This window comes from Terribacillus sp. JSM ZJ617 (assembly GCF_044383785.1).
Taxonomy (GTDB): Bacteria; Bacillota; Bacilli; order Bacillales; family Amphibacillaceae; genus Terribacillus.
In genome coordinates, this window is record NZ_JBISEQ010000004.1 from 37324 (window position 1) to 56893 (window position 19570).

General features: G+C 44.5%; 20 protein-coding genes. 8 read left to right on the forward strand and 12 right to left on the reverse strand.

What is annotated here, in order from left to right; translation table 11 throughout:
* Positions 1-84 precede the first annotated feature (84 nt).
* The 3 genes from typA to ACH6C1_RS13685 all read right to left on the reverse strand — a co-directional run bounded on the left by typA (position 85) and on the right by ACH6C1_RS13685 (position 4017).
* Complete coding sequence (typA, locus tag ACH6C1_RS13675) at positions 85-1911, reverse strand: translational GTPase TypA (RefSeq protein WP_095224043.1); 1827 nt, start codon at positions 1909-1911, stop codon at positions 85-87.
* A 100-nt stretch (positions 1912-2011) separates the two neighbouring features.
* Complete coding sequence (locus ACH6C1_RS13680) at positions 2012-3328, reverse strand: sensor histidine kinase (RefSeq protein WP_095224042.1); 1317 nt, start codon at positions 3326-3328, stop codon at positions 2012-2014.
* Positions 3325-4017 (reverse strand): response regulator transcription factor, encoded by a 693-nt coding sequence (locus tag ACH6C1_RS13685; protein WP_095224041.1) that lies wholly within the window; start codon positions 4015-4017, stop codon positions 3325-3327. The genes ACH6C1_RS13680 and ACH6C1_RS13685 overlap by 4 nt, the downstream gene beginning before the upstream one ends.
* 179 nt (positions 4018-4196) lie before the next feature.
* Between ACH6C1_RS13685 and ACH6C1_RS13690 the strand changes: the two genes are divergently transcribed.
* From ACH6C1_RS13690 to ACH6C1_RS13700, 3 genes are all read left to right on the forward strand, one after another.
* Positions 4197-5588, forward strand: a complete 1392-nt coding sequence (locus ACH6C1_RS13690) for a S1C family serine protease (protein ID WP_374077906.1) — start codon at positions 4197-4199, stop codon at positions 5586-5588.
* A 181-nt stretch (positions 5589-5769) separates the two neighbouring features.
* Positions 5770-6216, forward strand: coding sequence for an NUDIX hydrolase (locus ACH6C1_RS13695; RefSeq protein ID WP_374077908.1), 447 nt, complete (start codon positions 5770-5772; stop codon positions 6214-6216).
* A 40-nt stretch (positions 6217-6256) separates the two neighbouring features.
* Positions 6257-7807: a glycosyltransferase gene (locus ACH6C1_RS13700; RefSeq protein WP_374077910.1), complete on the forward strand. Its 1551-nt coding sequence runs from the start codon at positions 6257-6259 to the stop codon at positions 7805-7807.
* Here ACH6C1_RS13700 and ACH6C1_RS13705 read toward each other — a convergent pair.
* Both ACH6C1_RS13705 and ACH6C1_RS13710 read right to left on the reverse strand, forming a co-directional pair.
* A complete protein-coding gene (locus ACH6C1_RS13705) occupies positions 7773-8441 on the reverse strand; it encodes a class I SAM-dependent methyltransferase (protein ID WP_374077913.1) in 669 nt (222 codons plus the stop codon). The genes ACH6C1_RS13700 and ACH6C1_RS13705 overlap by 35 nt on opposite strands.
* A gap of 115 nt (positions 8442-8556) precedes the next feature.
* Positions 8557-9270 (reverse strand): TraR/DksA C4-type zinc finger protein, encoded by a 714-nt coding sequence (locus ACH6C1_RS13710; RefSeq protein WP_366248737.1) that lies wholly within the window; start codon positions 9268-9270, stop codon positions 8557-8559.
* A gap of 106 nt (positions 9271-9376) precedes the next feature.
* Between ACH6C1_RS13710 and ACH6C1_RS13715 the strand changes: the two genes are divergently transcribed.
* Complete coding sequence (locus ACH6C1_RS13715; RefSeq protein ID WP_374077917.1) at positions 9377-10042, forward strand: Type 1 glutamine amidotransferase-like domain-containing protein; 666 nt, start codon at positions 9377-9379, stop codon at positions 10040-10042.
* Between the two features lie 18 nt (positions 10043-10060).
* Here ACH6C1_RS13715 and ACH6C1_RS13720 read toward each other — a convergent pair whose 3' ends face one another.
* Positions 10061-12277, reverse strand: coding sequence for a ribonucleoside-diphosphate reductase subunit alpha (locus ACH6C1_RS13720; protein WP_374077920.1), 2217 nt, complete (start codon positions 12275-12277; stop codon positions 10061-10063).
* 480 nt (positions 12278-12757) lie between these two features.
* On the opposite strand from ACH6C1_RS13720, the gene ACH6C1_RS13725 reads away from it, so the two are divergent.
* On the forward strand, positions 12758-13636 hold the full coding sequence (locus ACH6C1_RS13725; RefSeq protein WP_374077922.1) for an NAD(P)-dependent oxidoreductase: 879 nt from the start codon (positions 12758-12760) through the stop codon (positions 13634-13636).
* Positions 13637-13662: 26 nt separating this feature from the next.
* Here ACH6C1_RS13725 and ACH6C1_RS13730 read toward each other — a convergent pair whose 3' ends face one another.
* From ACH6C1_RS13730 to ACH6C1_RS13745, 4 genes are all read right to left on the reverse strand, one after another.
* Complete coding sequence (locus ACH6C1_RS13730) at positions 13663-14565, reverse strand: AEC family transporter (RefSeq protein WP_374077924.1); 903 nt, start codon at positions 14563-14565, stop codon at positions 13663-13665.
* A 19-nt stretch (positions 14566-14584) separates the two neighbouring features.
* Positions 14585-15160 carry a xanthine phosphoribosyltransferase gene (locus ACH6C1_RS13735; protein ID WP_374077926.1) on the reverse strand — a complete coding sequence of 192 codons (576 nt, stop codon included), beginning with the start codon at positions 15158-15160 and terminating at the stop codon, positions 14585-14587.
* A complete protein-coding gene (locus ACH6C1_RS13740; protein WP_374077928.1) occupies positions 15161-15466 on the reverse strand; it encodes a hypothetical protein in 306 nt (101 codons plus the stop codon). It abuts the gene before it with no gap.
* 81 nt (positions 15467-15547) lie between these two features.
* Positions 15548-15745, reverse strand: a complete 198-nt coding sequence (locus tag ACH6C1_RS13745) for a cold shock domain-containing protein (RefSeq protein ID WP_038558067.1) — start codon at positions 15743-15745, stop codon at positions 15548-15550.
* Between the two features lie 462 nt (positions 15746-16207).
* Between ACH6C1_RS13745 and corA the strand changes: the two genes are divergently transcribed.
* Both corA and trhO read left to right on the forward strand, forming a co-directional pair.
* A complete protein-coding gene (gene corA, locus ACH6C1_RS13750; protein ID WP_095224030.1) occupies positions 16208-17176 on the forward strand; it encodes a magnesium/cobalt transporter CorA in 969 nt (322 codons plus the stop codon).
* 113 nt (positions 17177-17289) lie between these two features.
* Positions 17290-18252 (forward strand): oxygen-dependent tRNA uridine(34) hydroxylase TrhO, encoded by a 963-nt coding sequence (gene trhO, locus ACH6C1_RS13755; protein WP_374078598.1) that lies wholly within the window; start codon positions 17290-17292, stop codon positions 18250-18252.
* Between the two features lie 25 nt (positions 18253-18277).
* On the opposite strand, the gene ACH6C1_RS13760 is transcribed toward trhO, so the two are convergent.
* Entirely contained in the window at positions 18278-18646 is a 369-nt protein-coding gene (locus ACH6C1_RS13760; RefSeq protein ID WP_095224029.1) for a VOC family protein, read from the reverse strand.
* Between the two features lie 105 nt (positions 18647-18751).
* On the opposite strand from ACH6C1_RS13760, the gene ACH6C1_RS13765 reads away from it, so the two are divergent.
* Positions 18752-19240 (forward strand): glutathione peroxidase, encoded by a 489-nt coding sequence (locus tag ACH6C1_RS13765; protein WP_374077932.1) that lies wholly within the window; start codon positions 18752-18754, stop codon positions 19238-19240.
* 59 nt (positions 19241-19299) lie between these two features.
* On the opposite strand, the gene ACH6C1_RS13770 is transcribed toward ACH6C1_RS13765, so the two are convergent.
* Positions 19300-19503 carry a hypothetical protein gene (locus ACH6C1_RS13770; RefSeq protein WP_095224027.1) on the reverse strand — a complete coding sequence of 68 codons (204 nt, stop codon included), beginning with the start codon at positions 19501-19503 and terminating at the stop codon, positions 19300-19302.
* Positions 19504-19570: the final 67 nt, after the last annotated feature.

The following is a 19570-nucleotide window of genomic DNA, read 5'->3' on the forward strand; positions in this document are numbered from 1 at the left end:
TAGAGCTATTCCCATTTTAAGGTATAAGTGACTTTTTCACAACGTATAAGCAAAAAAGCCCAGCAATTTATGCTGGGCTTTTTATTATGCTTTTTTCTTTTTCGTTGCTTTTTCACGTTCGTTCTTGTTAAGGATTTTCTTACGAAGACGGATGGATTCCGGTGTTACTTCGCAATACTCATCATCGTTCAAGTACTCGATCGCCTCTTCAAGAGACAAGTCGCGTGTTTTACGAATTGTGGAAGTTTGGTCTTTGTTTGCTGAACGTACGTTAGTCAGGTGTTTTTCCACAGTGATGTTAACTGTAAGGTCGTTATCACGGCTGTGCTCCCCAACGATCATACCTGCATATACATCTGTACCAGGAGCTACGAAGATGATACCGCGATCTTCAAGCTTCATGATACCGTAAGTAGATGCTTTACCTTGTTCAAGAGCTACAAGAACACCTTTTGCTCTTCCGCCAACCTGTCCAGCAATGACAGGCTCATACCCATCAAATGTATGGTTCAGGATACCGAATCCGCGTGTTTGGGACATGAACTCTGTAGAGTAACCGATCAATCCACGGGAAGGTACACGAAACTCAAGACGAACTTGACCGTTGCCTTGGTTGATCATGTCGACCATTTCACCTTTACGGGAACCTAAGGATTCCATAACTGCTCCTGTGTATTCTTCCGGTACGTCTGCTTGTACGCGTTCCACCGGTTCACACATTTTGCCGTCGATTTCCTTAAGGATTACCTGTGGTTTGGACAATTGGAGCTCATAGCCTTCACGGCGCATGTTCTCAATCAAGATGGAAAGGTGAAGCTCTCCGCGTCCGGAAACTGTCCAAGCATCAGGAGAATCAGTTGGGTCTACGCGTAGACTTACATCTGTCTCAAGCTGGTTAAGCAAACGTTCTTCGATTTTACGGGAAGTGATGTATTTACCTTCTTTACCCGCAAACGGACTGTTGTTTACTAGGAATGTCATTTGCAATGTTGGTTCATCAATACGTGGAACCGGCAATGCTTCTTGCGCATTTACTGAGCAGACAGTCTCTCCAACGTTAATGTCCTCAAGACCAGCAACGGCAACGATGTCACCAGCTTTTGCTTCTGTGATTTCAATTCGTTTCAAACCGATGAAACCGAATAGTTTAGTAATACGGAAGTTCTTCACGGAACCGTCTTTCTTCATCAGGGCAACCTGATCGCCGACTTTAACGGAACCACGGAAGATACGACCAACACCAATACGGCCAAGGAAGTCGTTGTAATCCAAGATAGTAACCTGGAATTGCAAGCCTTCATCAGAGTTATCGATTGGAGCGGGGATGTTATCCATGATCGTTTTGAAGATGGCATCCATTGATTCCACTTGTCCATCTGGCTCTTCACCGGAAGTACCGTTCAATGCTGACGCATAGACAACTGGGAATTCAAGCTGGTCATCATCAGCACCAAGCTCGATGAATAGATCAAGTACTTCATCGATAACATGCTCAGGACGTGCACTCGGTTTGTCGATTTTGTTTACGACTACAACCGGAGTAAGCTTTTGCTCCAAAGCTTTTTTCAATACGAAACGAGTCTGGGGCATTGCGCCTTCATAAGCATCCACAACAAGTAAAACGCCGTCTACCATTTTCAGTACGCGCTCCACCTCACCACCGAAATCGGCGTGTCCTGGTGTATCCAATATGTTAATACGTGTATCGTTATAATTAATCGCAGTGTTTTTCGCTAAGATTGTGATTCCGCGCTCTTTTTCCAAGTCGTTGGAATCCATTGCGCGCTCATCCACGTGCTCATTATCACGGAAAGTACCAGAATATTTCAGCAACTGGTCAACCAAAGTCGTTTTCCCGTGGTCAACGTGGGCAATAATCGCGATATTGCGAATATCTTCTCTTAATTGCATGTATACATGTCTCCTCTTCTTCATGTAATCCTATCCGACTACAACCTGTTAATTATACCACAGTTCATGCGCGGCACAATAGGATAGGCAAACATTAACATTATAATATTATCGTAAAGCTTGCTCCGCCTAGGTCTGACTCCCCTGCCCGAATGATCCCATTATGCCGTTCAACGATCGCACGGGAGATCGCAAGGCCAAGTCCGGTTTCTCCGCCTTCACCTTTAACAAAACGCTGGAACATATTTGGCAGCAAGTCCTCCGAAATGCCCGGTCCATCATCATTAATGGTGATTTCGACTTGCCGGATAGTGCTTGGCTGAACAGAGATATGCACTTGACTGCCAGCATGGCGGATTGCATTGGACGTTATATTCATCATTGCCCGAAGAAGTTTCTCTTTATCCCCATTAATCACAATTGCAGGCAGTTTATTGTAGGTAAGTTGAATATTCTTGTCGCTTGCAATCGGCAAGGCACGGTCTATCGTCAAATTGACCAGCTCTTCTATTTCTATTTGCTCTTCTTTATAAATGCCTTCCTCGCTGTCGAGCTTAGCTAAAAGGATCATCTCATTGATCAGCTGTTTTAAACGCTTGATCTCGGAAACAACGACCTCAAGGCCATGTTCCTGATCCTTGCCTGTGAAGACGCCATCCTTAATTCCCTCTGCATAACCTTGAATTGTCATAAGCGGTGTTTTCAATTCATGGCTGGCATTTTGGAAGAATTGACGCTGAGACGTAATATAACGATTCAATTCCTTAGCCATCTCAATCGCGCTTTGCTCTACTTCTTTGATTTCACCACTTGCTTTTACAGATTCAATATTATCGAATTCGCGCCGCTGGATTTTTTTCAGCTGGTACTTCAATTCTGTCAAAGGTTTTACAAGTCGCTGTGTCAGGTAAGTGCTGATCAGAATAGCTATCATGACGCCGATTAGAAATACAAGGAAAATACGCTGGAAAAAGCTTTCTTGCACTTCTTCTAATTCACGAATCGGACGCAGGATGACCATATTCTGATTTTCACCAGTTGCTATGGATTTGACTACATAACTGTTTCGATTCTCCTGCCAGATGGTATTTTTTTTAGTTGGAGCAGTATCATATTTTTCAGCAAATCTTTCCGCGTCTAACCGAACAAGGTTGGTATAGGTGACTTCCTCTGCTTCTTCATCATAGAGGAACATTTTGAGATCTAGATTATTAAGCATATTGTCCAGTGATGCGGCAGGAATTGAATCTACACCACTGATTGCTGTGAGTAGAATTTGACCGCTTTCCTCTAATTGCCGTGTCTCATTGGTAACCAGCAAACCCTTCAGCTGCGAATACAGCGTAATAGCTGTGAATCCCATCACAATAATAAGCAAAGTCGTAAACGCAATGTTCAGCTGTGTTTTCAATCTCATGCTTCGCTCATTCTGAACCGGTATCCAAAGCCCCAAACCGTTTCAATCGGAATGCCGTCCATTTTCTTGCGGAGTCGTTTTACTAAATCATCCACAGCACGATCACTCCCGAAATAGTCTTCTCCCCACACTTGTGTAAGCAATTCATCACGTGAAAAGGCTCGGTTCGGATTCTGCACAAGGATGACTAACATTTCGAATTCTTTCGCTGTCACTTCTACTTCTGCTTCATGCCAGTAAACACGCCGTTCTCCTAATTGCAGCTGCAAGTCCCCCGCTTGGAGATCCATTTGTTTAGCCGGCTGTGGTTCCTGGTTTGCCTGGGGGTTCCATCTCTTAAATAAACGCTTCACGCGCGCAACCAATTCCCTTGGGCTGAAAGGTTTGGTCAGGTAATCATCTCCGCCAAGCTCCAAGCCGAGTATTCTATCGATTTCTTCATCCTTCGCCGAGATGATGATGATCGGCACTTCGCTCGTTTGACGGATTTTGTTGCAAAGTGCGTATCCATCCATTCCTGGAAGCATGATATCCATGATCCACATATCCGGCGTTTCTTTATCCGCAATTTCAAGCGCAAGCTCTGCGGTTTCCGCCACGCTGATTTGATAGCCCTCCTTTTTCAGATAAGCTTCTACTATATTTCTTATATTTTGATCGTCTTCGACAACGATTATATGATGTGACATTTGATCGTACTCCTTTCCTCTCTACGGTTATTTTCCCACAAAATCGCAAAAAGAAAAGACTTTCCTGCTATTTGTCCATTCCACATATTTTACATAATTGCTCCGAAAAGATGCCAAATCCAGACAGTAGAATAAGTAGTATAGAACAACGAACACACAACACGAAAGAGGTGCCTTACATGAACAGAGACAATGACAAACCATACAATGAGTATCCAGATGATCAGCACTCTTCTTCATATGAACAGGAAAACTCCTACCCGGATGAAACGAATAAACTTTCCGGGACTGAAGAAGAATCTCCGAAATACAGCCAAGCGATTCAAGTAGATGAACCAATCAATCAGCCGCAGCAGCCGAAACAAAAAGGCAAGGTATGGACAAGCTTCGTCAGCGGAATTGCAGGCGGGGTTTTAGTTCTTGCAATCGTTGCAGTGCTTGTATTCACAAATGTCATATCCTTTGGTTCCAATGCAGCAAGCCCGGCAACCATGGGAACGAACAATACATCAACAACAAAATCAAGTAACCAGGCATTAGCTACACAAACAAGTACGGAAAATCTGACCAATGCTATTCAGGACGCTTCTGCGGCAGTAGTAGGAGTAGAGAATATGCAGCAGGCTGATTTATTCTCCGAATCCGAAGAAGCTGGATCTGGATCAGGCGTCATCTATAAAAAAGAAGGTGGCAAAGCATACGTTGTGACCAACCATCACGTTGTCGACGGAGCGTCCAGCTTGGAAGTAACCCTTTCCAACGGACAGAAGGAAAAAGCAACCTTGCTGGGATCTGATGAAATCAGCGACTTAGCTGTATTGGAAATTGACGGAACAAATGTAGATCAGGTAGCCACATTCGGTACTTCGGATGATCTGACAGTCGGACAGCAAGCGATTGCGATCGGTAACCCACTAGGTGCTGAATTTGCTGGTTCTGTGACGCAAGGTATCATCAGCGGATTGGATCGTTCTGTAGCGGTAGATTCCAATAATGATGGTACAGAGGACTGGGTAACAGAAGTATTGCAGACGGATGCTGCTATTAACCCTGGTAACAGCGGTGGTGCCTTGATAAATGCAAACGGTGAAATCATCGGTATCAACTCTATGAAAATTGCCCAGGAAGAAGTCGAGGGTATTGGTTTTGCTATTCCGATTGATGCAGCTAAACCAATCATCAATCAACTGGAATCTACAGGCAAAGTTGAACGTCCTTACATCGGTATCGGCGCAGTCAGCCTCGATCAAGTACCGCAAGTAAATGCGCAGCAAACGTTGAACCTTCCTGAAGACGTGACTCAAGGTGTTGTGCTTGCTCAGGTAGTGGAAAGCTCTCCGGCAGCAGATGCTGGTCTGCAGCAATACGATGTTGTTACGAAAATCGACGACCAGGATATTACGAGCATGGTCGACTTACGCTCTTACCTGTATTCCGATAAAAATATCGGCGACGAAGTAACTGTTACGTATTACCGTGATGGAAACAAAGAAACAACGAAACTTACATTAGCGAAGGAACAAACAACACAGTCAGATCAATCTACACAACAACAGCAGCAGCAACAATAACAATAAGCGTTGCTTATTGATCAGATAGATGACGGCCGCACCCTTAACAAAAACATGATATCCCCAAAATGTCATTTTGCGGTCGACTACGCTCCCCCCAGAGCTTATACAAAAAAGCGATCACCCAACTGCACAGGTGACCGCTTTTTTTGTATATAATCATGAATGGAGGTGGAATAATTTGGTTGATAAAGTTCTGGCTTACATCCTATCCAACCGTAATAATACCTATCACATGCTCGTCCATGAACACATGGATTTCCCCGAGGCAGGGTTACAGATTCCAGGAGGTACAGTCGACCCGGGGGAAAACTTGTTAACCGCATTGCATAGAGAGATCTTCGAAGAGTCTGGATTGCGTGATTTGCCTGATGGTGAATTGGTCGCTAGTGCACCATTCCTCCATCGAGACAAGCACGAGCTCCAGCACCGGCATTTCTTTTTGATTCTAATAAAGCAGCAGCTACCTGACGCATGGGATCATCGTGTCTTTGGAAATGGAGCTGATAACGGATTGGTCTTCCGTTATCGGTGGTACGATATCCAATCCGTTCCGCCGTTAGCAGCCTCACAGAATCAGTTCCTGCATGTGGTTAGAGAAACTATACAGGCACATCCACGCTCTTAAAAGATATATTATTAACAGACTACATAAAGGAGCATGGTGCATGCAAACCGTATTGATCGGCACAACTGTAAAACAAGACCCCGACATATTAGCTGCCTATTTGGATTCCCTCAACAGACTGCAAACAACAGAATCATCGATTTTCTACTGCTTCATCGATGATAATGATGACCCAAAATCGAGCACCTTACTTTCCGCTTTCGCTGCAGAACACGATGCTGTCATCCTCCCATCCGAAACCACTGATTCCTATCAGAAGGATGAACACACCCACTACTGGACAGAAGCTCTTATTTGGAAAGTGGCAGCTCTGAAGAATAAAATCATTTCCTATGCGGTCGAGCAGAAAATGGATTATATCTTTTTTGTCGATTCCGATATTGTACTTCACCCGGCCACATTGGAAAAATTACTAGCCAGTCAAAAAGATATCATTTCCTGTATTTTCTGGACCCAATGGCAGCCTGGCACGCAGGCTCTTCCCCAAGTCTGGTTAAAGGATGAATATGAACAATTCACCCACCACCGCGGCGAATCTTTATCGGATACAGAACGTGCAGCACGGCACCAGGAATTCCTGGAACAGATGCGGAAACCAGGAACATATGAAGTTGGAGGATTGGGTGCTTGTACTCTTATCACCAGGGAAGCTTTAAATAAGGGAGTCCATTTCGGGGAAATACCTAATCTCTCCTTTTGGGGAGAAGATCGCCACTTTTGTATTCGTGCAGCAGCACTCGGCATCTCGCTATTTGTCGATACACATTACCCTGCTTTTCACCTTTACCGCAAGACGGATCTTGCAAAGCTCCCTGCATTCAGATGGGAGCATAACTGGCCTGGGCATAACTATCGCATTACGAAGGATACCAGTAATACCCTCACTCTATCCATGATTGTCAAAAATGAATCCGGACGTTATCTAGAGCGTTCGCTGCGATCTTCTCTTCCCGCAGTTGATCAGGCCGTCATCATTGATGACCATAGTACAGATAATACAGCAGCCATTTGCCGGAAGCTTTGCAGGGAGTATGACGTTCAGCTGACATTGATCGAAAATCCCCAGTCCGGATTCAGCAACGAAATAGAGCTGCGGAAACAGCAGTGGCAGGCAACAATTGCAGCGGAACCTGATTGGATTCTGAATCTCGATGCAGATGAAGTACTGGATAACGTTTTCCTCAAAGAAAAAGACCAGCTTCTGAATCAAGCTGATCTCGATCTTTATTCATTCCGATTATTCGATTTCTGGGATGAAGAGCGTTACCGGGAGGATCAGTACTGGCAAGCACATCTATTTTACCGTCCATTCCTGCTGCGCTATCAGCCCGCATTTCCATATGAATGGCGGGAAACACCTGTTCATTGCGGTCGCTTCCCGGAAAATATCTTTCAGCTGCCGAATGCCATCAGCAACATCCGTATCAAGCATTTCGGCTGGGCCAGAGCGGAGGATCGCATACGAAAATACGAACGCTATCGCCAGCAGGATCCAGAAGCAATCTATGGCAAGAAGGCTCAATATGAAAGCATTTTGGATCCTGATCCGACGTTAATCAAGTGGAAGGAGGTTTCTTCTTTCGAAAGATAGCTCGGTAGCAATACAGTCGTCCCCACTGATCATTGAATAGCGCATCTGCGGGCATTTCCGATTCAACTGGTCCGGCATATTCAAAGCCCCCCAGCTCCGCCAATGTTTCTAGAATATTAATATCGACTGTTGGATAGTCGAATGTCATGATGACATAACCGTCCGGTTTCAAGATACGGCTGAATTGCTCCCAAGCACGTTTTTGCACGCTAACATCCAGGTGCTCCATCACCGAGATACAGAAGATTTTATCGAAAAATGCATCCTCATAGGGCAATGATGTCAGATTAGCTTCAGCACGATGGATATTCCGGAGCAGGTCTTCAGGTAAACGCGCCGTTTCCTCCGGACCAAAATCCTTGGTCACATCCTCCAGAATCGCCTGGTCATCTGTAATCCTGCTATCTATATCACATGCATACACTGTCTTAGCTGAAGCTGCTAAATGAAACTTAAACGGATGGCTGATTCCTGATGCAGCATCCAATACGATATCATCCGCTTCCACAAAAGAAGCTGCCCATCCATATTCATAGCTGCGGCTCCACCAAGCATCCGGTAATTTAAGCACAAAATCGCGTTCCTTACGATCATCGTGCTTGAAAAATCTTGAAGTCCATGCTTCTGTCAACATGCTTCAACCCCTTTATTAGAATACGTAGCTTGTAGTACAACGTATTCCGCCGGATAAGCATGTATGCAAGTTTCTCTGTACAGCAAAAGAGCTGGGCATGTGTGCCCAGCTCTTTTTACTCGTCATAGAGAATGGATTTAACGTCTGCATCCTCCAGATAATCTTCATACTTCTCATGATCCTCGTTTACTCCATCAAACTTCCCATCCATGTCGGCAAGCAGGAAATTCTCGATATCCTGTGCTCCGCCCACCTCTTCATCGGAATTTACAGCCATATAATCATAATCTTTTTCTGTATTGACGAAATCGGAAGGCGTTTCGGATGAGCCATACGCTTGCAGATCCTGTAAGGCATCCTCTCCATCATAGAAATTATGCTCCGTGTCTTCTTCGTCATCTTTTCCTTCCAAATCTTCGAGACGAGGATGGATGACAGCTTCCTCAGCTGGGCGGTCATGCAGTGTCATTCTCTGCGGCTTGTACTCCACAAGCGTTTCTGCTGTCGGCATCGCCAGCAGACGTTCTTCCGGAATCTGTTTTCCTGATTTCATACAAATCCCAAAGGATCCATCTTCTATTCTTTTCAGGGCAGCTTGGACGTCTTTCATCTCCTGCTCCAGATGATCATTCAGCGCGATATCCTTCTCCCGCTCATATAGCTCCGTTGCTGTATCTCCAGGGTGATTATCATAATTGCTCAGCTCACCCATAGCATCCTTTGTGTAGGACATCTCGACACCAAAATGGTCCTTCAGCGCCTGTTTCAATTCCTGCAAACGATTCTCAAGCATTTCTTTACAGGCATTCAATGTCTCTTGTCTGACCATGCACTTTCCTCCTGTTCATTTCCTGCTGTCAGTAGTATGTGACATAAAACCCATCTCTATTAAGACGGGACATATTGTATAATCAGGAAAATGGAGGCGATACTTTATGCAAACCAGAAGACTGTACCTGCTCGGAGGAAATACCTCGCAGGAAGAAGCGAATGTCCACTTTGCCAAAGCAGCAGGCGGGCAAAGCGCTCATATCGCATTATTGATTGTATATCGAAAAGGCTGGGAAGCATTCCTGTCCCGTTATACAAGTCACTGGATTGCCCAAGGAGTTCATGAGAGCAATGTATCCGTGATCGTACCGAATGAAAAAGGTGAATTGGATATAGCAAAATCGGCTGAGATTATCACAAGTGCTACAGGCATTTTCATTGGAGGCGGTCATTCGGAAACATACTATAGCATCTACACCAAACAACCATTCAAGGGGCTGTTAAGAGAAAAATATGCTGCAGGTACACCGCTGGCAGGCAATAGCGCGGGAGCATTGCTTATGCCAGAAACCGTCCTGCTGTCCCCACTCGATACGGACGATCATCGCGCTTGGAGCGGACCTGGACTCGGCATTCTTTCTAATCAGCTAATCAGTGTCCATTTTTCTCAATGGCAGGATGAGCCGAATCTCCTTGCCGGTCTTCATCAACACGACATCCCTTTCGGGTATGGCATAGATGAGGATGCCTGTTTATATTTAGAGAACGGGAAGCCAGCAGCAGTCTTCGGAAATGAACAAGTCAAGCGCATAGAAAAAGGGACCCTGTAAAACAAGGTCCCTTTTGTATTAGTTGGATGTAGAACGCAAATAATAAGATGTCTTAATACCAGAATCCCAAACAGCAATATGCAAATCAAGCAATTCTTTTGCTTTGATGGAATTCGGAACATACATATTGAAAGAAATCGCCTGATCGATATGCTTTTGGCGTGCTGCATTTTGCTTCACGCTCCACTGCTGATCGATTTCATAAGCGGATTTATAGAAGCGATCTGTTTCTTCATTCAAATCAGGTGCAGTAACCGGAATTTTATAGTCCTTCTTCTCTTCAGAATAGAACTTACTGAAAATCGGATCTGTCGTAGCTGTGCTTCCTGCAATCAATGCAGTAGAAGAGTTCGGCGCTACTGCCATCAAGTACGCGTTACGCATACCATTTTCTTTCACCTGCTCCTGCAGGCCTTTCCAGTCTAGTTCGGAATCGCCGGTTGTGTAGCCTTTATTATCAAAATAGCTTCCATCTGCCCAGTCGGAACCTTCGAAAACAGGGTAAACACCTTTTTCCTTCGCAATTTCCATGCTGGATCGAATTGTCAGGTAAGCGATTTTCTCATAAAGTTCATCTGCATACGCTACAGCTTCATCACTTTCCCAATCGATTTGTTTCAATGCAAGCAAGTGATGCCATCCAAACGTTCCTAGTCCAATAGCACGGTATTTCTGGTTTGTGATCTGAGCTTGCAAAACAGGAATTGTATTCAAATCAATAACATTGTCCAGCATACGAACCTGAATCGGAATCAGGCGTTCCAGGACATCTTCTGTAACTGCCTTAGCCAAAGAGATGGAGGACAGGTTACACACAACGAAGTCACCCGGTTCTTTTGTGATGATGATTTTACCATCTTGAGTGACTTGTTCTGTCATGATAGTCGGGCTTTGGTTTTGCATGATTTCCGTACATAGGTTACTGGAATAAATCATACCAGCATGCTTATTGGCATTCTGACGGTTTACTTCATCCCGGTAGAACATGAAAGGTCCGCCCGTTTCCAGCTGGCTGCGCAGGATACGTTTCATCACATTGATAGCTGGAATCTCTTCCTTGTGCAAGTCTGGATTCTCTACACAAGCCCAATACTTCTCACGGAAGGAACCATCCCCTCTAGTCTCATCATAGAAATCTTCTAAGGAGAAGCCCATGACACGTCGAACTTCATGCGGATCGAATAGATACCAATTGCCGCGAGATTGCACTTGTTCCATGAAGATATCTGGCAGGCAGACACCAGTGAACAAATCATGTGTACGCTGACGCTCATCTCCATTATTCAGCTTCGCGTCAAGGAATGGGAAGATGTCTTTATGCCAAATATCAAGATATGTGGCAATCGCACCTTTACGCTGACCAAGCTGGTCCACACTAACTGCAGTATTGTTAAGCTGTTTCATCCAAGGAAGCACACCAGAAGATGCACCTTCGAACCCTTTGATCGCACTGCCTCGGCTGCGGATCTTACCTAGATAAACACCGATACCGCCTCCGTTTTTTGAAAGGTTGGCAATGTCTGTATTGCTGTCGAAGATTCCTTGCAGGCTGTCATCGACTGTATCAATGAAGCAGCTGGAAAGCTGGCCATAACTCTTACCTGAGTTAGACAATGTAGGTGTAGCGACTGTCATGTAAAGATTGCTTAATGCCCAGTAAGCTTCTGTTACAAGCCCTTTGCGCGTTTCCTTAGGCTCTTTGCTCATGACTGTCATTGCGATGATCATGAATCTCTCCTGCGGAAGCTCATATGTTCCGCCTTTATGGTCCGTCGCAAGATAACGATCTGCAAGCGTACGCAGACCGATGTATGTGAACAGTCCGTCTTTCTTGTAGTCGATCAAGCTATGGAAATGATTGATTTCCTCTTCACTGTATGTGTCGAGAAGGAATTTGTTATAGATACCGATCTCAGTCAATTGCTGAATCAAGCTGTAGAATGATCCGTATTTCTCTTCGAAATTGTAACCTCGGTTTTGTGAAGCTTGGAAATAAAGCTGTTCAAGATACAAGCTGGCAGCGATATAAGTCCATTGCGGCTCTTCTTCATCCAGCTGTGACAAGCCCTCCAATATAAGTTGGTTCAACCACTCTTTATCTGATGACCAAGCCTTCTGCTCCATCAGGCGTTCACCATATTGAATCAGATGTTTTGCATCAGCTTCTGCAAAGCGTGATTCGAGCACGGCTGCCACATGCTCTTTCCAATTGACTGTTTGTGTCGTATCTAACATGTTGAAACTTCCTCCTCCAAAATACAGGTGTAATTGTAAGTACTTCTTTCCCCTAAACGCACAAAGTGAGCAACTACCAGGAAACTGTCCCTTCTGTCCGTCCTACAAGATACAGTAGTAACATAGATCAGAATCGACAAATAAAAAGTGTCTGAGAACACTGTCTATCAAGCAAATGAAGCGATTTCTTCATCTACTATCGATACCCGGCTTGCTCGCCTTCGAAACTATATATAGTGTTTAATTATGTCTTAACTAACAAGATGTTGTATAAATGACTTTACCATATATCCATAACTCTTTCAATCTCTATCTTATTCAACTGCCTCATTTCACAATCTGTCGCAAAAAAGAAACTGCCGTCTTTCGAGGTTTTTCGCTGTCGAAAAATTGTTTGTGATTTTTCATGATTCTATCACCAGTACTCGACATTCCTGAAGCTTAAAGGTACGATAAAAGTGCATGCTAAGGAGGGATTATATGGGAACTATCAAGAAAGTAGGATTCATCGGTACAGGCGTTATGGGAAAAAGCATGAGTCGCAATTTGATGCAGGCAGGCTTTGAACTGGCGGTCTATACGCGAACGAAAGCGAAAGCAGAAGAATTGATTGATGCTGGAGCAGTTTGGCACGATACACCTGCAAGCCTCGCTGCCAGTGTGGATGCAGTAATTACGATGGTTGGCTACCCTAGCGATGTTAGGGAAGTCTACTTTGGCGAAAACGGCATTATTCATCACGCACGCCCGGGCACCTATGTAATTGATATGACGACCTCGAAGCCAGCTCTTGCAGAGGAAATCCATACTGAAGCAAAAGATAAAGGTATCTTCGCGTTGGATGCCCCTGTCTCAGGAGGAGATATTGGCGCGCAGAACGGAAAACTAGCCATCATGGTCGGCGGTGAAGCAGATGCGTTTCAAGCTGTCCTCCCAGTGTTCGAAGCAATGGGTGAAAACATCATCCTCCAAGGACCTGCCGGTTTCGGACAGCATACGAAGCTGATCAATCAGGTAACCATTGCGAGCAATATGGTCGGCGTTTGCGAAGCGATCGCGTATGCAGAGCACGCAGGCATGGACCCATCCAAGGTGCTCCAGTCAATAACGACAGGCGCTGCCGGCAGCTTCAGCTTAAGCAACCTTGCTCCCCGGATGATCAAAGGAGATTATGACCCTGGTTTCTATGTGAAACATTTCATCAAGGACATGAAACTTGCTCTGGAAGCAGCTAAGGAAATGGGGATGACAACACCTGGACTGGAACTAAGCCTCTCCTTATATGAACGTCTTGCCGAAAATGGCGATGAGGATCTCGGCACGCAAGCCCTAATAAAACTGTTTACAAAGAAAGCATAAGAAAAGAGGCCAGGAAACTGGCCTCTTTATATTAATACATACAATAAAACAGGTAAGGTAATTAGACTGAGCAACGTACTGATCAGTGTTGTACTCGATACATAAGCAGGTTTAGCACCAAATTCGAGTGCGTAAAGGGTCGTATTCGCCGCTGTCGGCATTGCGGCGACCAAAATCATGATTTGTTTGACCATGTCATCTACTGGCAGGATCAGTGTGAATAAATATGCGATCGCCGGTGAGACAAGCAGCTTCAGGACAAGCGCATAAGTAAGACGTTCATATTCAAAGGATTTCAATGAGATATTAGCAAGCTGCATACCAAGCACGATCATTACTGTAGGGATTGCCGCATCAGCCACAAGGTGGACAGCTTCAGTAATTGGACCGCTAAGCGGGACGGATAACAACTGGAACAATACACCAAGTATCGCTCCGTAGATAATTGGTATTTTCAAGACGGAAAGGAACGTAGCACGAGGCGACAGCACAGCCCCTCCTCCTTTGGCAGCAATAAAGACACCGATTGTCACCATGACGAGCTGCTGCAGTACAAGCAGGATAACCGCATAATCGAAGCCCGCTGCACCGAACACGAATAAGACAAGCGGCGTTCCGTAGTTGCCGTTGTTCATAAACGAGGCGCCAAGCATCAAGCTATAAGTATCCTGGCGATCATATCCGCGCAAAAGACTGATTACATAGCAGATCAGCACCAGCGCCAGACAAATACCGACAACAAAAACAGCCAAATAAATATAATCAGCACTTAGACGATTTTCATAGAACGTTTGGAAAGCCAATACAGGGGACAGCAGATAAACCGACATTTTCGAAATGCTTCGGATGTCGAATTTTAAAAGCTTCTGTCCAACAAAACCAAGAAGAAAAATACCGAAGATTGGCAATAAGGTCAATATGTAAGTCACAAACTATCATCCTATCAAGTTATGAGTTCAAAAATTCTATTTTCCCTTCACCTATGCGTGCAATACGGGCAAGGGATACTACTTCAATGCCTAGTTCCTCCAGGCGAGTTCTACCTCTTTGAAAGCTTTTCTCGATGACAATCCCGATACCAGCAACAGTGGCACCAGCTTGATTAAGAATACTGATTAAACCGGCTGCCGCTTCTCCGTTTGCAAGAAAGTCATCGATAATCAGCACGTGATCCTCCGGTGATAATCTATCCTTAGAGATCGTCACATCTGAGTGCACTTGCTTTGTGAACGAATAGACAGATTCCACATAAACATCACCTTTCATTGTCAGTGACTTCTGTTTTTTTGCATACACTACCGGCACGTTGAAAGCAAGGCCAGCCATTAGCGCTGGAGCAATGCCGCCCGCTTCAATCGTCACGATTTTCGTCACAGACTTGTGCTGGAATCGGCGACGGAACTCCTTGCCGATTTGATATAAAAGGGCAGTGTCCATTTCATGATTCAAAAAGCTATCTACTTTAACGATTGTATCCCCGATAATCGTTCCTCTTTCTTGAATTGCTTTTTGGAGCAGTTCCATCTATCGATTCCCCTTTCTCTCTTCTGCTGCAGATGCGACAACAAATGCCAAGTCATCATTACCAAAGAACTGCAGCACTTCCATTACCATTTCGTCTGAAATATCAGAGGCTTCTTCTTTAGGCAGGACTTCTTCCAAAGCTTCTTTCAGCGCATCATTTTCACCTTGGTTCGGGTAGGCTTGTTCGTATAAGGTAACAGCATCCAGATCTTGATTTGTACACCATTGTGCGAAGATTCGGATCATCAACCGTTCATCTTCCTGGTATTTCTCAATGATCTTCCTCGATAGCTCATCTTGACTCATCGGCGCTCATCTCTCCTTAAAAATGATAAAAGACGCATCCTGGAAAATTCCAGAATGCGCCTCTGTCGTCATTGTATGAAATTACAGACGAGTTACGTTAGCAGCTTGTGGGCCGCGGTTGCCTTCAACGATTTCGAATTCAACTTCTTGACCTTCGTCAAGAGTTTTGAAACCTTCAGATTGGATAGCAGAGAAGTGTACGAATACGTCGTCTCCGTCCTCTCTTTCGATGAAACCAAAACCTTTGTCTGCGTTAAACCATTTTACTTTTCCAGTCATTTAAATGACCTCCTTACAATAGAAGTACAAAAGTACAGGTATTGAATCGTTATACCTTTACACCACTTATTGTGAAAGAGATCGTAAAGATTTATTCAACCGTACCGTTTCCTTTTGCTACTTAAGAGTACCTTTTTTTGAACAAGAATGCAAGTCAATTCCAACTTTTTCTCCAAATTAAGTTAATAATGAGCCCTACGAACTATAAGAACGCTTTCATATAGAGTATCACTAACAGAATCCGCTTACATAGCAACGCATATATACCTGTGACTATTGTCACGGTTTTTGCTCCAAAATTCGACAAACAAACGTATTCACTTCCAGTTTATCCACCATGGCCAGCTTCTATACCCTCTTCAAGAAAGATATATTCCTGTTGACAGTCCTTACCCCTTTTTTTATAGTGACTATAGCTTACGAACATTGTGAAAGAATAAACGTAACGAAAGGGGTGGCAATATGATTAAGACGTATCTTTATGATCATCATAATGACATGATGCATACAAATATTTCTTTGAAGGACAGTAATCGTCATTTGGAGGATCCTGACAATCTGCTGTGGATCGATGCCTATGATGTACAGTCTCACGAACTGCATGAACTTGCCGGGATATTCGATTTCCATCCGCTGGCAATTGAAGACTGCCTTCATGACAGCCCCCGCGCTAAGGTAGATGATTATGATGCATACAAATTTTTCGTCTTCCATGCCCTGCGTTACAACGAGGAAAGTGATAATGAAATCACGACGCTCGAACTGAATGTTTTCCTGGGGCCGAATTATGTCGTGACCATCCACAAGCATAAGCTTCGCTGGCTCGGCCAGATGGATGCTATCTGCTCCCGTTCTTCCCGATACATGAATCAAGGATCTGACTTCCTTCTCTATGCACTCGCTGACGGCATCACGGATGAATACTTCCCTGTCCTGGACCGTATCGGAATCCGGATCGAGGAACTGGAAGATGAAATGTATAGTGAAGGCGTGAAAGAAGTAACGGAGGAATTCCTTGCCCTAAAACGGACGATCATCCTGATCAGAAGGGTGATTCTGCCGCAGCGGCGCATTTTCCTGAATGTGAATGGCAAATGGAAATTCGATATCAAAGAAGAAAATGTGCCCTTCTATACCGATCTTATTGATCACCTGGAACGTATTGTTGACTCTACCGAAACCTTCCGTGATTTGGTAAACAGTGCCCTGGATACGTACTATTCCATCATCAGTGCCAAATCGACAGAGAAGCTGAATGTCTTGACGATTATCTCGACCGTCATGCTTCCGCTTACGTTCGTTACTGGGTTCTTCGGGATGAATTTGCCGATACCCTTTGCAGACAGTCCCTGGACGACAGCTGGCGTGAGCGTACTACTTGTACTGATCACTTTCGGCATGTGGCATTATTTCAAGAACAAGCTATTTTAAAATTCCATTTGTACTGGACTTCTTTTCGTGTTAAAATATTTGATTGCAAGAGTATGAATAACGACATAACGCCTAATTTTGTATCTTGCAAATATAAATGACAGGTGGAAAAAATAATGAGTGATTATCGAGTATTACTGTATTACAACTATGTAGATATTGAAGATCCCGAAGCTTTTGCCAAAGAACATCTGAAGGAATGTAAGGAATTAGGTCTTAAAGGCCGCATCCTTGTAGCCAAAGAAGGTATCAATGGTACTTGCTCTGGAACGGTTGAACAAACACAAGCATATATGGATATGATGCACGCGAAACCAGGTTTTGAAGATATGGTCTTCAAAATCGACGAAGCGGATGGACATGCTTTCAAGAAAATGCATGTACGCCATCGCCCTGAATTGGTGACGCTGCGTCTTGAAGATGATATAGATCCCCGTGAGGTGACAGGTGATTACCTATCTCCTAAAGAATTTTACGAAGCGATGCAAGACGAGAACACTGTCGTTCTGGATGCACGGAATGATTATGAATATGATCTTGGTCACTTCCGCGGTGCAATCCGTCCTGATATTGAAACATTCCGCGACCTTCCAAACTGGGTCCGTGAAAACAAAGATATCTTAGAAGGCAAACGCGTTTTGACTTACTGCACAGGCGGTATCCGCTGTGAGAAGTTCTCCGGCTGGCTCGTGCGCGAAGGTTTTGAGGATGTCGGTCAATTACATGGCGGTATTGCCACTTATGGAAAAGATCCTGAAGTACAAGGCAAGCTTTGGGACGGTCGCATGTACGTATTCGATACCCGCATTTCCGTGCCGATCAACCAAACTGAACACGTTATCGTTGCCAAAGATTATTTCGATGGACAGCCTTGTGAACGTTATGTTAATTGTGCAGATCCTTCCTGCAACCGCCAGATTATCTGCTCTGAAGAAAATGAGCACAAATATCTTCGCGGCTGCTCCGACAGCTGCCGCCGTTCTCCTCGTAATATGTACGTTGCAGAACACGGCTTGACTGAAGAAGAAGTGGAAGCTCACCTGGCGAAATTAGAAAACGAAACAGTAGCAAACTAAAAAGAACCCCCTGGGGGTTCTTTTTTTAATGCCATTCCAAAAATTCCAATCTGTTTCCGAAAGGGTCATTCACATAAATTCGATCAGCACCTGGCAAGTCAGCATCATCGATAAAATCCACATGGTGTTCATCCAGATGACGTCTGAGAGACAGCAGCCCCTCTACTTCAAAAGCAGGATGGGCTTTTCGTGCTGGTGAAAAAGGTTCTTCTACACCCATATGCACAATAATATCGTTGCAATTGAACCAAACACCGCCTCTTGCTCGCAAGTTAGCTGGTTTTTCAATTTCTTCAAACCCGAAGACATCCACAAAAAACTCCCTTGCTTGCTCTTCGCTGCCGCTTGGACAAGCAAGCTGGACATGATCAAATCGCTTTAGGAAAAACTCCATCGAAACAACCCCCTTTTTCTACATTCTATCATTAAGGAACTGATTGTTATCGGTTCTTTTCTGTTTATGCTACATTGGAAGTGCAGACAAGAGGAGGAGAACGACATGACAGTCCACGATTATTCTGCTGTTGCGATAGATGGGAAAGAAGTCAGTTTAAAGGATTACGCTGGCAAGGTGCTCGTCATCGTGAATACAGCAAGCAAATGCGGTTTTGCACCCCAGTTGGAACAGCTTCAAGAATTATATAAAGATTATCAGGACAATGGTCTCGTGATATTAGGTTTCCCATGCAACCAATTTATGAACCAGGAACCCGGCAGCAGTGAAGAAATCGCAGCTGTTTGTCAGCGCAATTACGGCGTCAGCTTTCCGATGTTCGATAAGGTAAAAGTGAATGGACCAGATGCCCACCCACTTTATAAGCATTTGACCAGCCAGGCCGGCGGACTATTCTCCAAGAGTATCAAATGGAACTTCACAAAATTTCTCGTAGATGCTGATGGAAATGTCGTCGAGCGATTTGCGCCGAAGACCAGTCCGATGGATATGAAGCCTGCAATCGAAAAACTGCTCGAACAGCCAAGCAGATGATGTCTACATGACGCATCTGCTTTTTTTATAAAAAAAACCCGCATCTAATGGATGCAGGTTCAGTCTTCCGGATCTGAATTGGAAGCTTGCTTTGTGCGGTGTTTGTGCCGATCATCCTCCAAATCTCGTTCTACTTCATCCACAGGTATATCGTCTACAAGCATATCCTGTTTATTTTCCAGCTGCTCCTCCCGATTCTCACTTTCCGCTTTGGAGAAGCCATGTTTATCTTTATCACCTTTAGCACCGTTTTTCTGGACCATCAGTTCCCCTCCTTTATCCTTTGTAAGCCCTTTCCCTTTCTTCTAAAGAGAGAAACCTCGCCAACCA